We start from the raw sequence: 17,002 nt of genomic DNA, 5'->3' as shown, positions 1-17,002 counted from the left end.
ATAGGTCAATTGCTTCCCAGACAATCATGTGGGGTCTGTTCGGTGCGGCAAGTTCACGGCAAAAGGTATAGAGGTCCGTGTCGCTGTCGGCGGTGGTCGAGGCCCAGAGCAGATCCTCAAGGGACATAGCGGCAAGCCCCGGTCGCTGGGGCGCAACAAGATGGCCTGCAGAGGCGACGAGGAGAAGCGGAACGATCTCCGTCCCCGCGGGAAGGGTCAAGGACCCGCCGGGCAGCGGGACACGAACCTCTTCGTCCGGATGGGCGCGGGCATGCCTGCTGATCCGCAGCGCTGCTGGTTCCTCCCGCAACTGAGCGTCTTGCAGATGAGGGCGCGCGAAGAGCTGTACCAGCAACGCCCTGGCAGGGCCGAACATCACCACCCACTGCACAACGTCGCGAGGGGAGACAGCCGGGCCGCTGCTTGTATCAGGAGGGCCGAGAATCTTGTCCGAGAACCGCCACAGAGCTCGGCGTGCACGTTCAGCTGCGAGCTGGGCAAAGCGCAGGCTGACGTTCGCTTCTGACGAGGCGGCGTGGCGAGCGAGATCAACGACGCCCTGTCCCAGGCTCTCGGGCAGAAAGCCCAACGGTAGCCAGAACCTCGCTGCGTCATCGTCGGATTGCTGATGGGAAACGGCCAAGTACCTGCCGAAAGTACTCTGCGGGGAACGGGGATCGTAAATCGGCTCCGCCTGTTGTGCGGTAGCCCAGTTGAGCGCGGCCCGCAGTGTTTCGGAGGGGGCGACCATCGCCTCCACCGGCATGCTCAGAAGGACCTCTGCCGCCGCCAGTTCCTGGTCGGTCAACTTTGCGGGACCCTCTGTCGGCACGTCCCCATCGGGCCACGATGAGGCCAATGCCCGAATGGCAAGATCGGCGTACCGCAATCCCACCTCGACGTATTCGGAGATCCCGAACCCCAGCTCGGGCACCAGTACCGAATCCGTCGCCTGAGCCACCGTCTTCCAGCGCGTGATGTCGGCCAGTGGCCTCTCCACCTGACCGGGAGCCAGCCGCAGCACCTCATCACCGAGCCGCGTGAGCACGACCTGACGGGGATCGGACGGAACGAAATCCTCCAGTCCAGCCAGCCAGGGCGCTTCCCGGCGGCATGCGTCCAGTAGCCCGCCCACGGTCACAGCCTTGGCGGAAGACCACCCGGTTGGCGGCGCAGTCAGCAACTGCTGAAGGAGGTACCCGACCGACGCCCATCTGTGCCGCGTTCCGGGACTGGCGCCCGCCGCAGTGAGCAGAGCCTGCATGCTGGCCATGTCCATACCTGCGAGTCGTCGGCCCAACCCTTGAGGAGGTGTCCGTCCCGTCTTCTTCCGGCCCTTGCCCATATTGACCCCCGTTCTCCCGAGTACGCCAGCATAGAAAGCTCGTGTCCGAAAACCCACTTCAAAATTGTCACTTGCAGGCTCATTGGACACCGAGTCCACATGCACAGCGGCACGGACCACCAGCTCGCCTAGCTGTTCTGTGAAGTCATAGCCGGACTACGCACACCCAGCGTCAGCGCCGCCGCCTCGTCCAGCATCCGGACCAACTCGGACTGGACAGCCGACTGCGTCCGGGAAAACGCTCATTGTGTTGCTAGAGGGACCAGTCGTAAGGAATAGGAGTCGAGCCGTTCGGCAGCGTGCTGAGGGACAGGGACAAGGCGGCGCTCAGGATCTCGCCGGAGGTCACCTCTTGCGCACTCGAAGCCGGCGGGGTGATCCCGAGCGCCCGATAGAGCCGGACCCGGTGGAGGGCGAAGATGTCCCCGACATGTCGGCAGTAGGCGTCCACGCCCGCGCGCAGCGCCCGGTGCGCCGCCCCGACCAACAGGACGCACACCGTGATCCAGAACAGGCGCGGCCACCAGCCGGGCAGGAGCACCGCCCAGAGTGTGGTGGCCGCCGAGCACATCAGTGCCTGCACCCGGGCGAAGACACGGGTCGCCGCTGCCGTCAGGTCATCGCGGTCGGGGGCCTCCAGTGCTTTGACGAACGGGTCCCAGCAGACGCTCAGTTCGAGACCATACTTGCGGCGCGTCTCGGCGGACACCGAGATCAGCGCGTTGCCCAGTGTCGTGGGCAACAACCGTTCCGGGTCGCGCGGCCGCGGATAGCGCGCGGATGCCGCCCGACTACGCGCGGCATGCCAGCCAGTCTGCACCTGCCAGGCGCCGAGGGCATCCCCGCTCAGCCCCGCCGGCGGCTCCGAACGTCGTGCGAATGCGGCGCGCCGGGCACGGTGCCGCGCGATGCGGCGCCGGGTGTACGCGAGCGCAGGCCGGGACGTGCCCCAGCGGCCCGCCAAGACTTCGAGCACGAAGGGAGCCGACGCCGAGGCCGCCCAGGCGGACACCACCACGAGTGCGAGTGCGGCCGCGGACAGCACGAGGGGACCCACCGGTTGCTGCGCGGCGATGCCGCAATACACGCGTGTCCATGACTCGGTGGTGCGGCATGGATGGGCGCCGTCATCGCGGCGCCACAGCACGATCAACGTGCCCGCAAGCCAGAACAGCAGCAACGGACCGCCCATCGCAGCGCTCCAGCGCTTCGCGATCGGCTCCAGGAATCCCTTGACGAGTCCGCCCACAGCAACCACCTACGCCGAGTTGACGAAGGCGCTATCGGGATGCGCAGGACAGCAATCGGCGGCGTAGGGCGAGTCATCATCGCCGATCGCCTCCTCGGCACAGTCGGTCACCGGGCAGGTCCATACGATCTCAGCCGATCCAGGCCCCGGCAGACTCGGGAAGATCGGCAGTCTGAACCCGGAGCCATCGGACGAGCCGCCGCCATCCGTGGGGTTGTCGGGGAGCTCAGCGATCGCCGACGAGGCTCCGTCAGCGGGTGGCGCCGTCGGATGCCCCCGGCCCTGATGGACGAATGCGGCCCAGAAGAAGGGGTCCTCCGCCGAAGTCCTGGCCTTGGGGCTCTGTCCTCGGGTCCGGGCGCGGGCCTCGCGCAGCAGCCGCAGCTGGGCGGTGCGCAGCGCTTCGGCAGGCGGCATTCCGTCGAGGTTGAGCAGAGTGTGGAAGTCCCGCATCAACGCGGCGGTCGTGGCATCTTCCACGTGCCACAGCGACCCCACCACGGCGGCTGCCCCCGCCGCGACGAATGCCGTCGACAGGCTCAGAGCGCCGTCGTAGTGCGCTCCCGGCACCGCCGTCGCGCAGGCGGACAGGACCACCAGGGCCTGCGTGCTCCGTGCGGCGCTGTTGCCGTGGGCCAGACCAAGAAGGCGACCGGCCCGCAGCCGCTGCCCGCCGGCCAGCATCAAGTACGAGTCCGTCGCGGGGACGCCATTGCGCGCGTGGCAGGCGAAGTGAGCCACTGGGTGGCCGCGTTCGGCCTCATGACCCTGTAGCGCGGTGAGGACAGCGGCGGGCGTGGCGGGCGCCGCGCTCTCGCCGGAGCCGCCGAGCCGCTGCCCCTTGGCATAGAACCAGCGGTAGACGTCTTCGCCCTCCTGGCGGGCATGGGGCAGATCGCCCGTGGGGTCAAAGACCACGAGCCCACTCCCCGCGAGCGGTGCCAAGGAACGGGTGGCGAACCGGGTCAACATCCCCAGCGAGGACGCGTAGCTGACGGACATGGCCTCGATTGCGAAGCGGTGCATCGAGCTGCCGTCATTCCGGCGCACCCGGTGCCGTGCCGCGTGCCAGGGCACCAGGCCCAGTGTCCCGGACGGGATCAGGACGATCCGTGGCGTTGTCTGGGACCCCGAGGCCGAGAAATGCTCGAAGAGCTGCTTGACCGCTGCTCGCCAAGCCCAGTCGCAGACCTTGCGCAGCGCCCCGCGCCACGCATCACCCGGCGCCGTGTTCGCGACTCCTCGAAGTTGCTGGTCGTGCGCGGCGGTGAAGTTGACCAGGTCCGGTGCATCGGAGCGCAGTTGCGAAAGCCGCAGCGCATGGAGTCGTCCGGTCGAGTGCAGTACGAGGGCCCATCCATGGCGACGGCCGGCCAAGAGGTACACCACGGCGTCCACGCCCAGCGTCCGGCACAGATGTGCGGGCCAGCCGTGCGCGAGCAACTCCGTGGTGCTCGACAGGGCGTCAAGCAAGGAGGCCCGCAGGGCGTCCCCCGACCGCGTCGATGCCGGGCCGGTCATGAGCTGTGGCAGCCGGGTGCCGGTCGGCCCGGTGATCTCCAGCCGTCGCGCCCTCCGCATGCGCCGGTGCTCCTCCAGCGTCGAACCGGTGACGGTGGCTGCGCCGGACGCCACCTCCTCGGCCAGGGTCCGGCCCGATTCGACCAGTTCGAGAGCGGCCTCGGCGTCCCCGGCCTCCAGACAGGCCCTGGCTAGCACGTCTGCTTCGCCCACGACCCGGCGAACCTGTTCGGCAGATCGGTCACCAAGGTGGCGGATGAGGGTGTCGACGATGCGCTCACGCAGCGCCCCCCGCATGGTGACTGGCTCCTCACGCAGGGCGTCGCGCCAGTCGCCGCTTCTGGGAAGCCGAGAGCGTCCCGACTCGACGGCCCACTCGTCAAGTGCCGCGCGCACACGCATCCAGACCGGCCGTTCCCCGCGCAGCCGGCCGGGGCCCTCGCCCAGCCTCTCCTCACGTGCGATGACCAAACTCGCCGCCGCGTTCGCCCGAGTGAGAAGATCGTAGATACGCGAGCAGTCCCCCTCGTGGTTCCGGACGACGTCCAGCGCGTCCACCAGGGCCACGACCGCATCCTCCAGAGGATCGCCCTCGTAGCCGGGCACGGCCCCGACGCCGGCGACCGGCAGCTCAAGCAGATTCAGCAGAGCGCACCCGAACTCGGCCCGCAGTGAGGCTAGACGCACCTCGGACTGATCACCCCACTGCAGGCAGTGATCCAGGAGACGCGCAGCAGCCATTGCATCCATCGGAGCGCGCAGCACCTCGGCGCGGGACAGCAGGGCCAGACCGAGCCCGGCCGCCGCCGTCACGTGCGCTCCCTCGGGGCCAGCCGTCCTGCGCACCTCTTCCGCTCCCATGCGCACGGCGTCGTCCAGCGCATGCAAGTCGCTGCTGTGCTGGTACAGGAGATGGCAGACGGTGGCTAGTGCCGAGCGGTCCTCGGCGCGCTCCAGGAGACTACGAGCGGTCCGCAAGTCGTCTGCCTCGCCCGCCAGTTCATATCTCCGCAAGAGAGTCTCACCAAGGGCACCGAGCCATGCAGCACGCTCTGGAGAGTCCGCGGGCGCATTTGCCACCACCCCCGCGAGGGTGGCGACGAGGTCTTCCAAGGCGTCACGGTCAGCGCTGTACTCGACGCGCAGACGATGCCCTGAGACGAGCACGCGGGTCCACTCAAGCCGAGCAGCGGAGTCGCGCTCCTGGAGCTCGTCGGTCTCCAGTGCGCGGGTGAGGTGTTGCACGGCGCGGTCCAGCTCGTCCGGCTCGCGGGACCGTTCGTACTCAGCAAGATGGGTGTAGCCCACGCTTGCCCATGTCTCGCGCAGCACCGTCGCATCGTGTACGAGCATCTGCGCCGTGGCGATGCGGCGGTGTTGGACCAACGCCCTTTCCAGGTAAGCGGCCTGCCGCGACAGCGCGTACTGCTGCCGTTGGATCGCCCCGGTCAGACGCAGCCATGAAACCGACGTGACATGGGTCCATCGCTGCGCGGCGACCCACAACGCGTCGGCCGAGGCTTCGAGGTCGGCGGGGTCCCCGTCGGCCTCGTGGCGCAACCAGAGCGCGGCGCCCAACACGCTATGCCACAAAGCGGGGTATCGGGCCCCCGCCCACTCTGAGACCGCAGCTCCCTGTGCCGTCCTGGCTCGGTGCAGGGCCTCGTTGAGATCATCCGCGTGCCCAGTAGCGTCGTAACGCATGAGCTGTGCCAACGCCAGATCGCCGAGCAGAACATACCCCTGCCGGACGGAATCGTCTTCGACCGACGCCGCAGCCGCCTGGAGAACGCCGATGGCCTGGTTCAATGCGTCAATATTGCGGGTGTCGGCGTACCGCATGAGGTGGGTCCGGCCCAACCGTAGGGGCACCCTCCAAGCCTCCTCCTCACTGTCGGCCCAAACCTCCGTAGGGTCGAGGGTGTCGCGCATCGCCAAGATGCTGGCCAGCAGCTCATACGCCGAGACCTCCCCCGTGTAACCGTTTGTAGCCCCCGAGGCTGCAGGCAGTGGCATGGGGGCCAGAGTCCGGCTCTCGCCGGTACGGGCGTCGACAAGGTCGAGCAGCTCACCAAGGCGGTCCGGGTCGGGTTCACGGGGGGCCGGTGACGCGACGGTCTCGTATCGGGTGATCCCCACGGGCTGTGCTGTGAAATGGCTGAGCCGTTCGTGCAGCTCCGGCGTTGCGGAGCCTAAGGCATCGGCGGCGCTGAGAGCTGCGACAGCGTCGATCAAGGCGCCGTCGTCCGCTCCCTCCTCATAGGCGTCGAGGGCTCGCTCGCCGATCAGGCGAGCCCGCAGCCCGGCAGGCAGGACTTGCTCAGTGGTGGGGAGCCAACGACCGGCGAGCCGTTCGACGACGGCTATGTACTGCTCCCGCTGCACCTCGGGCACCGCTGCCCCTCCCCGTAATATCAGGCAACCCAAGCACGATACCGGGATCAGAGTTACTGCAGTGTGCACGGGCCGGTCGACCAGCGTCGTCAGCAGTCGCTGGATCCCGTGGCAGGTGAGCGGGATCAGCTCGTCCAGGGTGGCAGGGGTCGGCGCCGAGAAGCACCGTTGATGTGACTGAGCTGTCATCGGCCTGGCTGGACCCCGGCCCGGCAGCCACCGGCTGCTGATCCGCCGCAACCGGACTCGTGTCAGGACAGCCGCTATGAGCGGGGTCGTGGCTGTAGCTGTCCGACCAGGTGGAAGACTCCGGAGCCGCATTCCCCCGCAGGCGGCTATGGGCGCCACGGGGCGGGGCACCAACGCGCCGCCCGCTGCGGGCACTCGAGGCGTTCGCAGATGCCGCAGCAGGATCGGGGAGCAGACCTGGCCGCTGAGGCACGCCGAGGTTTCCCAAGCATCTACCCGGGGGCCTCAGTGATCCGGACCAGGGACGGACCAACTCGGCTTCGCATCGGGCGATTCCATCCATTGCCGCAGGTCAGAGGCGGGTGAGGTCGTGTACCACCAGCAGACCAAGAATCTGCTGGTGAGCTACTCGCCGAAGAAGCTGGGCTTCTTCTAGGCGCGAACGAAGAGGCGCCTGCCCTGGTTCTCGGTCTCGGTGAGGCCGGCGTCGGCCTCACCGAGCGTGTCGTGAACGAGATCGCCTCCTGGCGCGCTACGGCGGCGACGGCGTCCCGGAACCGGGCTTCCCGGTGGGCGTCGGGGACAGGCGTGACCGGCTCCGACGGCGGACGATCCGCGCCTCGTCGTCGACGAGTCCCACCGCCGACTCGTCGTCCACCGGCACGCCGGGGCCGAGCCGGTGCTCCCCGCGATACCTCCGTGGCAGCCCCTGCGCCTGACGCCTTTTCAGCAGCCGATCGGCGGAATCGGCGCCGATGCACGACGAGGCGCCCTGGCGGCTGCCGGACGCGACCGGCCGCCTCGGCGACGTGCCGTCATCCGAGGGCGGTACGGAAGCGTTCGCGCAGGTCGCCGAGGCGGTCCATGGGTTCGTTGGCGAAGACCAGCCGCAGGTATCCGTCACCGCTGGGGCCCCACCCCGTCATCGGCGTCGCGGCGACGCGCCCGCGGTGGAACAGGCGTTCGGACGCTTCCCCGGGAGTCAGCCCCAGTGCGACGGTGTCGAGAAGAAGGGACCAGCCGCCGTGCGGGGGTATGAGCGGATAGCCGTCGAGCTGACGCAGCACGATGTCGCGGCGCCGCTCCCAGACGCGCGTGGCCGCGGCGACGTCCTCGTCGGCGTCGGGGCGTCGAGCGCCGCGGCGACGGCCTGTTGGGCGATCCCCACCTGGCACACGACATTGGTCATCCCCACCAGGGCGATGTCGGAGAGGATCCGGGCGGGGCCAACCGTCCAGCCCACCCGCCAGCCGATGAGACGCAGCTCCTTCGACGCCGAGCCGACCGTGAGGGTCCGCTCCGCGAGGCCGGGGTGCGCGGCCGGATGCGCCGGGCGGTTGTCGTCGAACAGGATGCGCTCCATCGCCGCGTTGTGGATCAGCCAGCAGTCATGCCGCTCCAAGGCCGGGGCGAGAGCGTTCCAGTGACTCGGGCCGAGCAGGGCGCCGGTCGGCATGGCCGGCGACATGGCCAGCACAGCAGCGGTGCCCTGCCCCACCGCTGCGGCGAGTTCGTCGGGATCGACCTGCCAGCCCGCGGGCGAGGGAGTGCACCGCACGTGCCGGGGAACGCCCCCGACCAGCCGGATCCGGTTGACCAGCCCGGCGTACACCGGATCGCAGACGACGACCTCCTGGCCGGGCTCCACCGTGGCCAGGAGCACGTTGAGCAGCGCGTTGAGCCCTCCGGCGGCGCTCACGCACTCGGTGGCCGGATCGTAGTGGACGCCGGACAGCCGGGTGACATGGGCGGCGGCGGCCTCCCGCAGTCCGCGATGCCCCTGGAACGGCAGGTAACTGTTGGCCGTGTCGTCCTCCACGGCGGACCGGGTCATCTCGAGCGCGATCCGGGGCGGACGCAGGTCGGTGTCCAGATTCTCCAGACGCAGCATGTCGGGGTCCATGGCGGCATCCGCCGCGTCACCGATCACGTTCACGCCGATGCCGGGAATGTGCCGCAGACGTGAAACCCTCATGGTCCCCTCCTTGCCGGTGGTCGACGCGCGGACAGCCCGGCGTCGAGGTGTACCGCAGTACCGCACGTACCGCATGCCCGGTGCGCCTTCCGGCGACCCGAGACACCGCGGGCGGGTCTCGGGTCGCCGGTACGCCGACAGGCCGGTCAGGCGTGCGTCCCGGTGGTGGACGCCTGGGTGATGGCGTCCACCAGGCGCTCCCCGGTGTAGGCGTGGCCTCCCATCCCCCAGCCTCCGTCCGGGGCGTTGACGACGTTGATCCGGATGTCGCCGCGGTCGTGACCGGGTGACATGAGCTCGTACGCGATGTCGGTGGCCCTCTCGATGAAGGCCGCACGGGCCGCCACGGACGGCAGGCCGATGTCGGGCAGCTTGAGTTCGACCAGTACGAGGGATCGGTTGGTTCCGCCCGCGTACACGTGCTGGGGGTCGAGCAGGTGCAGCACGCCGGCGACCATGGGAGTGAAGAAGGTGTTGCCGGTCAGTCCGCTCACGTCGATGAGAGCGTCACTGAGTCGCGGAATGATCTCCCGCTCGCCGGCCGGGGTGAGGGCGCCGGCGGCGGCGATGACGGCGATGGGCATGGGTGTGCTCCTCAAGTCGGTTGACAGATCGGGTTGGTGACAGACGACTAGTACGGACGTACTAGCGAGGGCAACTCTGGAGTAGGATGGGCGTACTAGTCAAGCGGGAGACGAACGGAGGGCCGGAACACGATGGCCAAGGAGACCCGGGGCCGGATGGTGGATGCCGCGGTCGACGCGTTGCGGGAACGCGGCTTGCAGGGAATGTCGTTCACCGATGTGCTCGCGCGCAGCGGGGCGGCCCGTGGCGCCATCTACCATCACTTCCCCGGCGGCAAGAACCAGCTGGTCGCAGAGGCGACCACCCGGCACGGACACGAGGTGCGCGCCCGGCTCGCGGAGCTTCGCGCGGCCGACCCGAGGGCTGTCGCAACGGCCTTCGTGGCGTTCGCGCGGCCGGTCGCCCAGGCCGCCGCCCGAGGTGCGGGATGCGCCGTGGCCGCCGTGACCGTCCCCGCGGACGAGGAGAACGGCGAGCTGTGCCAGGCCGCCGCCGCGACCTTCACCTCGTGGACCGAACAGCTCACCCGGAATCTGCGGGAGGCGGGAATCCCGGCCACCGAGGCCGAGGAGAAGGCCACCTTGCTGGTCGCCCTCCTCGAGGGCGCACAGGTGCTGTGCCGGGCGAGCGGAGGCACCGAGCCCTTCGAACGAGCCGCCAGGGCGGCGATGACGCTCTTCCCGGAGTCCTGACCCGCGCTCGACACACAGGGGCCGCCGCCGGACTCGTCCCGCAGGTCGCACCCGGCACTCTCGGACTCCACGGCCGGCGACCCGGCCAGCCTGCTACCTTAATCACGGATTTGACAAGCAAATCCGTGATTAAGAGGCGGGGGAGTTCTGATCTCATGCATCTCGAACGACTGAGCAACGAGACGCACGTGTCGCTACGCATCTCGTCGGCACCGACGCCCGAGTTCGCCGCGTCACTCCAGCTCGCCATGATCACCGCGGGCGAGTTCAACGACGCCGCGCTGGCGCACCCGATCGTCTTCGCCGAGAAGGACGGAGAGCCGGCCCCCTGCGTCGTTCTGGGCTTGGAGGAGGGCCGCAACCAGAACATCGGCCCGGACGGGCTCTGGCGCCCCCACACCTACATCCCGGGGGTGATCCGGGCCTATCCGTTCGTGCCGGTGGACCTGGGGAACGAGGAGGTCGGCATCTGCATCGACACCGAGTTCACGGGGTGGAGCACGACGGAGGGCAAGCGCCTCTTCTTCGACGACGGCTCCCGCACGCCCTTCCTGGACGAGTCCGTCACCATGGTGCTCCAGGGGGTACGGGACACCCTGCGGACCAGGGAGTTCACCAGCGAGCTGCTCCGCCTCGGCCTGCTACGGCGGGAGCTGATGACGGCGAGCCACCGCGACGGCAGGTCCGTCAGCTTCACCGACTTCATGGCAGTGGACGACGAGGAACTGCACCGCCTCCCCGGCAGCGACCTCATCCGGCTCCGCGACAGCGGCTACCTGAGATGGATCCACGCCCACCTCATCTCCCTGAACCACATGAAGCGGCTCATCGGCGAACTCGTCGACGGCTGACGGATTCGGGCCGCGACTCGCCGGGGAGGCGCCGGGACGGTCAGCCGCCCCGGCGGGCGGAGCGCGCCCTGTTGCCGCAGCCGATCGAACACCACGCCTGGTCCCGTCTGCGCGCGAGGAAGAACATCCCGCAACTGGGGGCGGGGCAGCGGCGCAGCCTGGTCTGCTCCGGCCCTGCGGCCAGCGCGAGCGCCCGCCGGGCCACCGCACCGGCGGCCGGGCCGCCGGCCTCGCGCTCCGCCAGGCGGCCGGAATCGTCGACGTGGAAGGTCACCGGTGCGCGCGCGGCCAGGGCGTTGAGGCGCTCGCGCACCGTGGCGGGCAGAGGGGCCTGACGTGCCGCGGCGTCCAGCACCATACGCACCGGATCGCGCAGTTCCGTCAGCTCGTCCAGCGGGAGGTCCGCCGACGCCCGGTCCGCGGCCTTGGCCCGCCAGGCGGTCACGAGCTCCGGATCGCGCAGGAGGTCGACGTCCTCGCCCGCGGGTCCGGCTCCGACGAGGACGGTGTTGGCCAGATCCAGCACGGGATGCTCACCGATCCACGGCATGTCGCGCAGGCTTCTGAGGGTCATCACCCCAACTTACCGGACCCACGGATTCGACTCACTGAATGCGTGATAGCGTCGATCACGGATCTCCACCAGTGAATCCGTGACATGACGATCGAGAGGAACACCCCGTTGGATGCGACCATCGAGTACGTCCGCTTCGAGACCACCGACCCGGCGAAGCTGACCGCGCAGCGCGACCGGCTGATCTCCCTCCTGCGCGAGCGATACGGAAACGACTTCCTCGGCGCACACCTCGCCCACTGCGAGGACGGCTCGCTCCTCGACCTCATCCTGTGGGCCTCGCCCGAGGCCGCCGCGCGCGCGGCGCGCGAGATGCCCGCAGAGCCCGGCGTCGCCGGTTTCTTCAGCTTGATCGGCGAGGTCCACGAGATGCGGCACGCCCGGGTTCTGCACAGCACCCAGCCGTAGCCGAACCGGTACCGGCGGCACGCCCGACCACACCCTGGGCGCGCCGCCGGTACCGGCCCCGATGAGAAGGGACAGCCGTGCCCACGGCCGACGAACTGATCAACCCTCGCACCACGGACCTGCTGGCCTCGGTCATGGCGGCAGCGGGCGCCGCACCGGCCACCGCCCTCCACGGAGTCGGCGCCCTGCTGGAGGACCTGACATTCAGCCGGCGCGTCACCGCGGTCAAGGAAGCGGTCCTCACCGACCTTCCGGACGACTACCCGGCCTTCGCCCACGTCGTGCGAGCCGCCCTGCGCCGGCCCGACTTCACCGGCTGGATGACTTTCCCCGTCAACGCGGCAGTTGCCGAACGCGCCCTGGACAGCGCCGTGTTCGAGCCCGCTTTGGACCTGCTCGCCGAACTCACTCCGCTGCTGACCGCGGAGATGGCCGTACGCCCCTTCCTCCGCCACGACCTCCCCCGGGCGCTGCGGCCGGTCATGGGGTGGACCCGCCACCCGGACGAGCACGTGCGCCGGCTGGCGAGTGAGGGCACGCGGCCCCGGCTGCCGTGGGCGCCGCGGCTGACCGGCCTGGTCACCGACCCGACCCCGGCCCTGCCCATCCTGGACGCCCTGTACCGCGACCCGAGCGCGTACGTCAGGCGTTCGGTGGCCAACCACCTCAACGACATCAGCAAGGACCACCCGAGTACGGCCGTCGCCACGGCCGCCCGCTGGCTCGCCGCCCCGGCGTCCACCACTCCCGCCGTTGCCCGGCACGGCATGCGCACCCTCGTCAAGAACGGCCACGCCGACGCCCTGGCGCTCCTCGGCCACGACCCCGACGTCACCGTTCGGGTCGTCGGACCCGAGATCCGCACACCCGAGGTGCGCATCGGGGAGCATCTCGTGTTCGGCTACGAGGTCATCAACACCGGTACCCGCACCACCGCCCTCGTCATCGACTACGTCGTCCACCACCGCAAGGCGAACGGCACTCTCAGCCCGAAGGTCTTCAAGCTGACCTCCCGCAGCCTCGCCCCCGGCGAACGCTGGTCGGCCGTCCGCCGTCACTCCTTCCGGGAACTCAGCACGCGTCGCTACCACCCCGGCCTCCACAGCGTGCAACTCCAGATCAACGGGCGGCCTCACGAGGCGGCCGAGTTCACCCTCGGCGCCGGACGGGACGCGGCCCCGGCGCGGTGAACTTCATGGAGGTGCCGCGGCGGCCCCGTTCCGCGCCTCCGCCCTTGCACGTGGTCCCGTTCCCCACACTCGGGGCACGGCGGGCAAGCGCACCGGCCCGGCGAGCCTGGGGAGTCATCGGCGTGCTCGGCCCGGCCGCGATCGCCGTGCTCCCGGTACTCCTCTTCGACGACACCATGGCCGCCCGCGGGGCCTGCAAGGCGGCGGGTCCCGGACCGGCCACCGCCGAGCCCGCGGCCACCGGACCCTTGGGTACGGTGACGCACGTCGGTCCGTACCGGGCCCCGGGAGAACGTCGAGCCGGGCCACCCGGTGGTACAGGCGGCCCAGCGCTCCCGTAGCGCTACGCCGACCCGGTGGTACAGGCGGCCCGGCGCTCCCGTGCGGCTACGCCGCCTCCGCCACGGCGGACGGAGCCGTGGCGGGCTTCCTCAGCCGGCCGGCGAAGACACCCGCCAGCAGACCCATGAGCAGCAGGATCGGCAACGCCTCCAGCCCCGCCAACTCGGGACGGGCCACACCGGCGGCGGTGACCAGCACGAACGCGCCCGCCGCCACGATCGCCGCGCGCAGCAGCCGGTCCCGCGCGGGAAGCGCCAGGGCGAGGAAGGCGATACCGGTGGCCGCGGCGGTCGACTTGAGCTGCGCGATCACGTACAAGGTCATCATCGGCGCCGCGGGGGCCGGGTCCATCACGGACGCCTGCGCCGCGTGGACGGCGAGCACGGCGTTCTCCGCCATGTCCAGGACACCCGCTGTGATCATCGCGGCGAGGCTGAGGGTACCGAGCAGGCGGGAGACGGTCAGAGCCCTGGCCGCGACGAAGGTGGTCAGGTAGGCGACGACGAAGACCGTGTCGAAGGCCATCCACACGAGCACGGCGTCCGGCTCGTCGTCGAGGGGCCGCAGGAAGGCGTCGGGGGACAGCGGCACGTCAGTGGGCTGAAGGTGCACCCCCGGGTGCGCGGCGGAAAGGACCTGGAAAACGACCGCGCAGGCGAAGGTCACCAGAGCCCCGATCAGGCCGGCACGGTGGAGCGCGCGGGCCGGGGCCGTCAGAAGGGTGCTCATCGGCCGCTCTCCGTCGCTGATACCGGAATCACGGTCTCCGCGGTGAAATCCCCGTCCCGATGGGACTCCATCCTCTCGACGACTTCGACGAGCCGGTCCCTCAGGCCGGTGAGCTCCTCCATCTGTCGCTCCACGGCCGCGATGCGACCGCGCAACACCTCGACGGCGTGGGTCACCGGGCAGTCCGGGACCTGCTCGCAGGCATCCGCCAGGTCCTTGATCTCCTCCAGCCTCAGGCCCAGGCGCCGGCCGACCCGGATGAAGTCGAGCCGATCGAGCGCCTCGGGCGGGTAGCGGCGGTGGTCGCCTCTGGTCCTCTCCGCGGCCGGGAGAAGTCCCTGCCGCTCGTAGAAGCGGATGGCGTCCACCGAGACGCCGCCGGCGCGCGCCAGTGCTCCGATGGTGAACCGGGACGCGCCCGGCAGGATGGCTGTGGTCATGCACCCGACGCTAGATCCTGGACACGACTCCAGGTTCAACCTTCTTCGTCGTGACCTCCGCCACACGGCAGCAGGGACGCGTCTCACTCGGATCACGTCCGCCGGAGCGCCCTGCGGGCGGAGCTCGGGCGGAGGACCGGCCGTTCCGCCCGTGCGAGAGCTGTCGTGTGCGCGATGGTCCTGGCTGCCGGCCGGGCCGCCGGGGCGGGGTCCTGCGCGTGTCCGCAGGGCACAGGCCGTACCCTGCGGGCATGACCGACACCGACACCCAGTCCCCGACGCCCTCTGAGGCTTTCGAGATGCTGCTTGCCGGCAACCGGCGGTTCGTCGCCGGTTCGGTGGAGCACCCGAACCAGGACGCCGCCCGCCGTACCGAGGTCGCGCTGGCGCAGAATCCGTTCGCCGTGCTGTTCGGCTGCTCCGACTCGCGTCTGGCTGCCGAAATCATCTTCGACCGGGGGCTGGGCGACCTGTTCGTCGTCCGCACCGCCGGGCATGTGATGGGCCCGGAGGTGCTGGGCAGCATCGAGTACGCGGTCAGTGTGCTCGGCGCGCCGCTGGTCGTCGTGCTCGGGCACGATGCCTGTGGCGCGGTCGCTGCCACCCGAGCCGCAATCCAGGACGGCACGGCCTCTCCGGGCTACGTCCGTGACGTGGTCGAGCGTGTGACGCCCAGTGTGCTGGCCGCTCACGCGGCCGGGCACACCGAGGACGCGGACTTCATCGCCGGGCACGTCCGGCACACCGTGGATCTGCTGCTGGACCGCTCCCGCACCCTGACGCAGGCGATCGAGGAGGGCCGGGCCGGCGTGGTGGGCCTGTCCTACCGGCTGGCCGACGGGACCGCCCATGTGGTCACCGCGCGCGGCGTGGACGTGCCGGAGGGGGTCGTGGCCTGACGGGTGGCGGTTCGGCGTTCCCGCTGGTACGGCACGACTTCGCGGGGCCGGCCCGCCCCCACGGCGTCACCGTGGACGGCCACGCGTCGCCGAGCGTCGGCTGGTGGTGCACGCGCCCGAGCCCACGGGCGCGCCGGATCGGCGATCACGTCCCTTCCACCCGGGGCCCGAGTCGAGGCGACATCGGCCCCCGGACCGTCGGCGTGGCCCCGCGACGTCAGGCGCCGGACCTCCGGGCGGGGCGGCCGTCCGGTGGGCACGCGCCGAGTTCAAGGAGCGGCGACGACGACGGCGTGGCTGCCGGCGCCCAGCAGCCGGTCGCCGTCGATGTCCTGGTCGGCGGTGATCAGGCGTCGAATGTGTCCGCTGGCTTCGTCGAACTCGATGTCCTCGACCGGGCCGAGGTCGTGTCCGGTCTCGGTCAGGACGCGCCGGCCCAGGGGGTCGTGGTGTTTGTCGGCCCGGACCGGGACGTCGGCCTCGGCCTGGACGTCTTCGGCCGAGCGCACGGTCACCGCGTCGGGTCCGAAGGCCTGCACATGTTGCCACGTGATGACGGTGCCGTGGCCTTTGGCTTTGACCCGGAGAGCGGCGATGCGCGCGGGGTGGGCCGCGAGGGCGAGTCCGGTGACGGTGGCGAGGGTCTCGGCGGTGGTCAGGCCGACGACGCTGCGGCCCTTGGCTTGGCTGAACAGCAGCATCGTCATGTCTCCCGTTCCAGGCGGCCGCGCAGCCCACGGGCCGCTTCGGGGAACCCGGTCAGGTCGCCGGCGGTGAACTCGCTGGTGGCGTCGGGGACGAGGACCATCTCCCCGGAAACGGCCACGGGCTTGATCACGGGCAGCAGCACGCGGTGGTGGCCCTGGGCCGCGGTTTCGATCTCGTAACCGGCCACGGCCGGTCGGCGGCCCCCGGAGATGACGACATCGACGATCTTGCCGAGGTCGGTGCCGCCTTCCGTCATCACCCGGGCTCCGATGACGTTCCCGCCCCCGGAGGCCGTGAGGTCCTTGGAGGTCTGGTTGTCCTCGGCGAGCGCGTTCTCGTCCCGGATCATCACCGCGTCCGGCCCCAGGGCGTGCACCTTGTTCCATGGCAGGTCCCGCTTCAGGGGACCCGCGAGCAGCCCGCGTCCGCTCAGCGTGAAGCAGCGGACGCTGCCGCGGGCGGCGTCGAAGACGATGTCCTTGATCTGGCCGACGTCCTCGCCCTCGAGCGTCACGACCGGCAGCCTGGCCAGCTCGCCGGCCCGCACGAACTCGGTCACGGCCGTGACCCCCTTCCGCCTCTCGGAGGGCGTTGGCCCGCGATGACTCCGCCGCTGCGCCGCCGCGCCTGGACGGCGAGGGCCGACACCGCACCGAGCACGACGACCGCCAGGGCGATCACCACCCATATCCACCAGTCCACGTCCAGCACCTCCCCGTCCCCCGAGGACGCCTCATGTACTTCAGTGTGCGACCGACGGGGACGGCTGTCGACGCCGGGGCGAGCGGGCCCGGCGGAGGACCCTCCGGGAAGGCGGGAGTGCCGCGCTGGAGCCGACCCGACGGGGGCGAGAACGACGTGGTGGTTCCACGCCGGCTCCGGGCCGCACTCACGCGAGGGTGCCCACGTCT

14 protein-coding genes and 1 pseudogene are annotated in these 17,002 nt (G+C 70.3%); 5 read left to right on the top strand and 10 right to left on the bottom strand.

Annotation, left to right across the window (positions count from 1 at the left end; genetic code table 11):
* From AC3ET3_RS32780 to AC3ET3_RS32760, 5 genes and pseudogenes are all read right to left on the bottom strand, one after another.
* Positions 1-1,273, bottom strand: a pseudogene (locus tag AC3ET3_RS32780) (hypothetical protein); the annotation flags it as partial.
* 325 nt (positions 1,274-1,598) lie between these two features.
* Positions 1,599-2,594, bottom strand: coding sequence for a hypothetical protein (locus tag AC3ET3_RS32775; protein ID WP_435613431.1), 996 nt, complete (start codon positions 2,592-2,594; stop codon positions 1,599-1,601).
* A gap of 9 nt (positions 2,595-2,603) precedes the next feature.
* On the bottom strand, positions 2,604-6,509 hold the full coding sequence (locus tag AC3ET3_RS32770) for a CHAT domain-containing protein (protein WP_435613430.1): 3,906 nt from the start codon (positions 6,507-6,509) through the stop codon (positions 2,604-2,606).
* A gap of 1,171 nt (positions 6,510-7,680) precedes the next feature.
* Positions 7,681-8,673, bottom strand: a complete 993-nt coding sequence (locus tag AC3ET3_RS32765; protein ID WP_435613429.1) for a pyridoxal phosphate-dependent aminotransferase — start codon at positions 8,671-8,673, stop codon at positions 7,681-7,683.
* Between the two features lie 146 nt (positions 8,674-8,819).
* Positions 8,820-9,257: a hypothetical protein gene (locus AC3ET3_RS32760; RefSeq protein ID WP_432157440.1), complete on the bottom strand. Its 438-nt coding sequence runs from the start codon at positions 9,255-9,257 to the stop codon at positions 8,820-8,822.
* Positions 9,258-9,389: 132 nt separating this feature from the next.
* Between AC3ET3_RS32760 and AC3ET3_RS32755 the strand changes: the two genes are divergently transcribed.
* Positions 9,390-9,950, top strand: coding sequence for a TetR/AcrR family transcriptional regulator (locus tag AC3ET3_RS32755; protein ID WP_432136091.1), 561 nt, complete (start codon positions 9,390-9,392; stop codon positions 9,948-9,950).
* 155 nt (positions 9,951-10,105) lie between these two features.
* Positions 10,106-10,801: a SapC family protein gene (locus AC3ET3_RS32750; RefSeq protein ID WP_432136090.1), complete on the top strand. Its 696-nt coding sequence runs from the start codon at positions 10,106-10,108 to the stop codon at positions 10,799-10,801.
* A gap of 40 nt (positions 10,802-10,841) precedes the next feature.
* Here AC3ET3_RS32750 and AC3ET3_RS32745 read toward each other — a convergent pair whose 3' ends face one another.
* A complete protein-coding gene (locus tag AC3ET3_RS32745) occupies positions 10,842-11,375 on the bottom strand; it encodes an ABATE domain-containing protein (RefSeq protein ID WP_432136089.1) in 534 nt (177 codons plus the stop codon).
* An 84-nt stretch (positions 11,376-11,459) separates the two neighbouring features.
* Here AC3ET3_RS32745 and AC3ET3_RS32740 point away from each other — a divergent pair, with 84 nt between their 5' ends.
* Positions 11,460-11,783 carry a hypothetical protein gene (locus AC3ET3_RS32740; protein WP_432136088.1) on the top strand — a complete coding sequence of 108 codons (324 nt, stop codon included), beginning with the start codon at positions 11,460-11,462 and terminating at the stop codon, positions 11,781-11,783.
* Between the two features lie 77 nt (positions 11,784-11,860).
* Complete coding sequence (locus tag AC3ET3_RS32735; RefSeq protein ID WP_432157442.1) at positions 11,861-12,973, top strand: DNA alkylation repair protein; 1,113 nt, start codon at positions 11,861-11,863, stop codon at positions 12,971-12,973.
* A 387-nt stretch (positions 12,974-13,360) separates the two neighbouring features.
* On the opposite strand, the gene AC3ET3_RS32730 is transcribed toward AC3ET3_RS32735, so the two are convergent.
* Together AC3ET3_RS32730 and AC3ET3_RS32725 are read right to left on the bottom strand one after the other, a co-directional pair.
* Complete coding sequence (locus AC3ET3_RS32730; protein WP_432158136.1) at positions 13,361-14,044, bottom strand: hypothetical protein; 684 nt, start codon at positions 14,042-14,044, stop codon at positions 13,361-13,363.
* Positions 14,041-14,484, bottom strand: a complete 444-nt coding sequence (locus tag AC3ET3_RS32725) for a MerR family transcriptional regulator (protein WP_432158135.1) — start codon at positions 14,482-14,484, stop codon at positions 14,041-14,043. The genes AC3ET3_RS32730 and AC3ET3_RS32725 overlap by 4 nt, the downstream gene beginning before the upstream one ends.
* A 251-nt stretch (positions 14,485-14,735) precedes the next feature.
* Between AC3ET3_RS32725 and AC3ET3_RS32720 the strand changes: the two genes are divergently transcribed.
* A complete protein-coding gene (locus AC3ET3_RS32720; protein ID WP_432139848.1) occupies positions 14,736-15,383 on the top strand; it encodes a carbonic anhydrase in 648 nt (215 codons plus the stop codon).
* A 269-nt stretch (positions 15,384-15,652) separates the two neighbouring features.
* Here AC3ET3_RS32720 and AC3ET3_RS32715 read toward each other — a convergent pair whose 3' ends face one another.
* Together AC3ET3_RS32715 and AC3ET3_RS32710 are read right to left on the bottom strand one after the other, a co-directional pair.
* Entirely contained in the window at positions 15,653-16,090 is a 438-nt protein-coding gene (locus AC3ET3_RS32715) for a PRC-barrel domain-containing protein (protein ID WP_432139847.1), read from the bottom strand.
* Positions 16,087-16,650, bottom strand: a complete 564-nt coding sequence (locus tag AC3ET3_RS32710) for a PRC-barrel domain-containing protein (RefSeq protein ID WP_432139846.1) — start codon at positions 16,648-16,650, stop codon at positions 16,087-16,089. Before AC3ET3_RS32710 ends, AC3ET3_RS32715 begins: the two co-directional genes overlap by 4 nt.
* Positions 16,651-17,002 lie beyond the last annotated feature (352 nt).

The organism is Streptomyces sp. bgisy159 (assembly GCF_057707805.1).
Note: the sequence above shows the minus strand (reverse complement) of the source record. Positions and strands in the feature narration are given on the sequence as shown.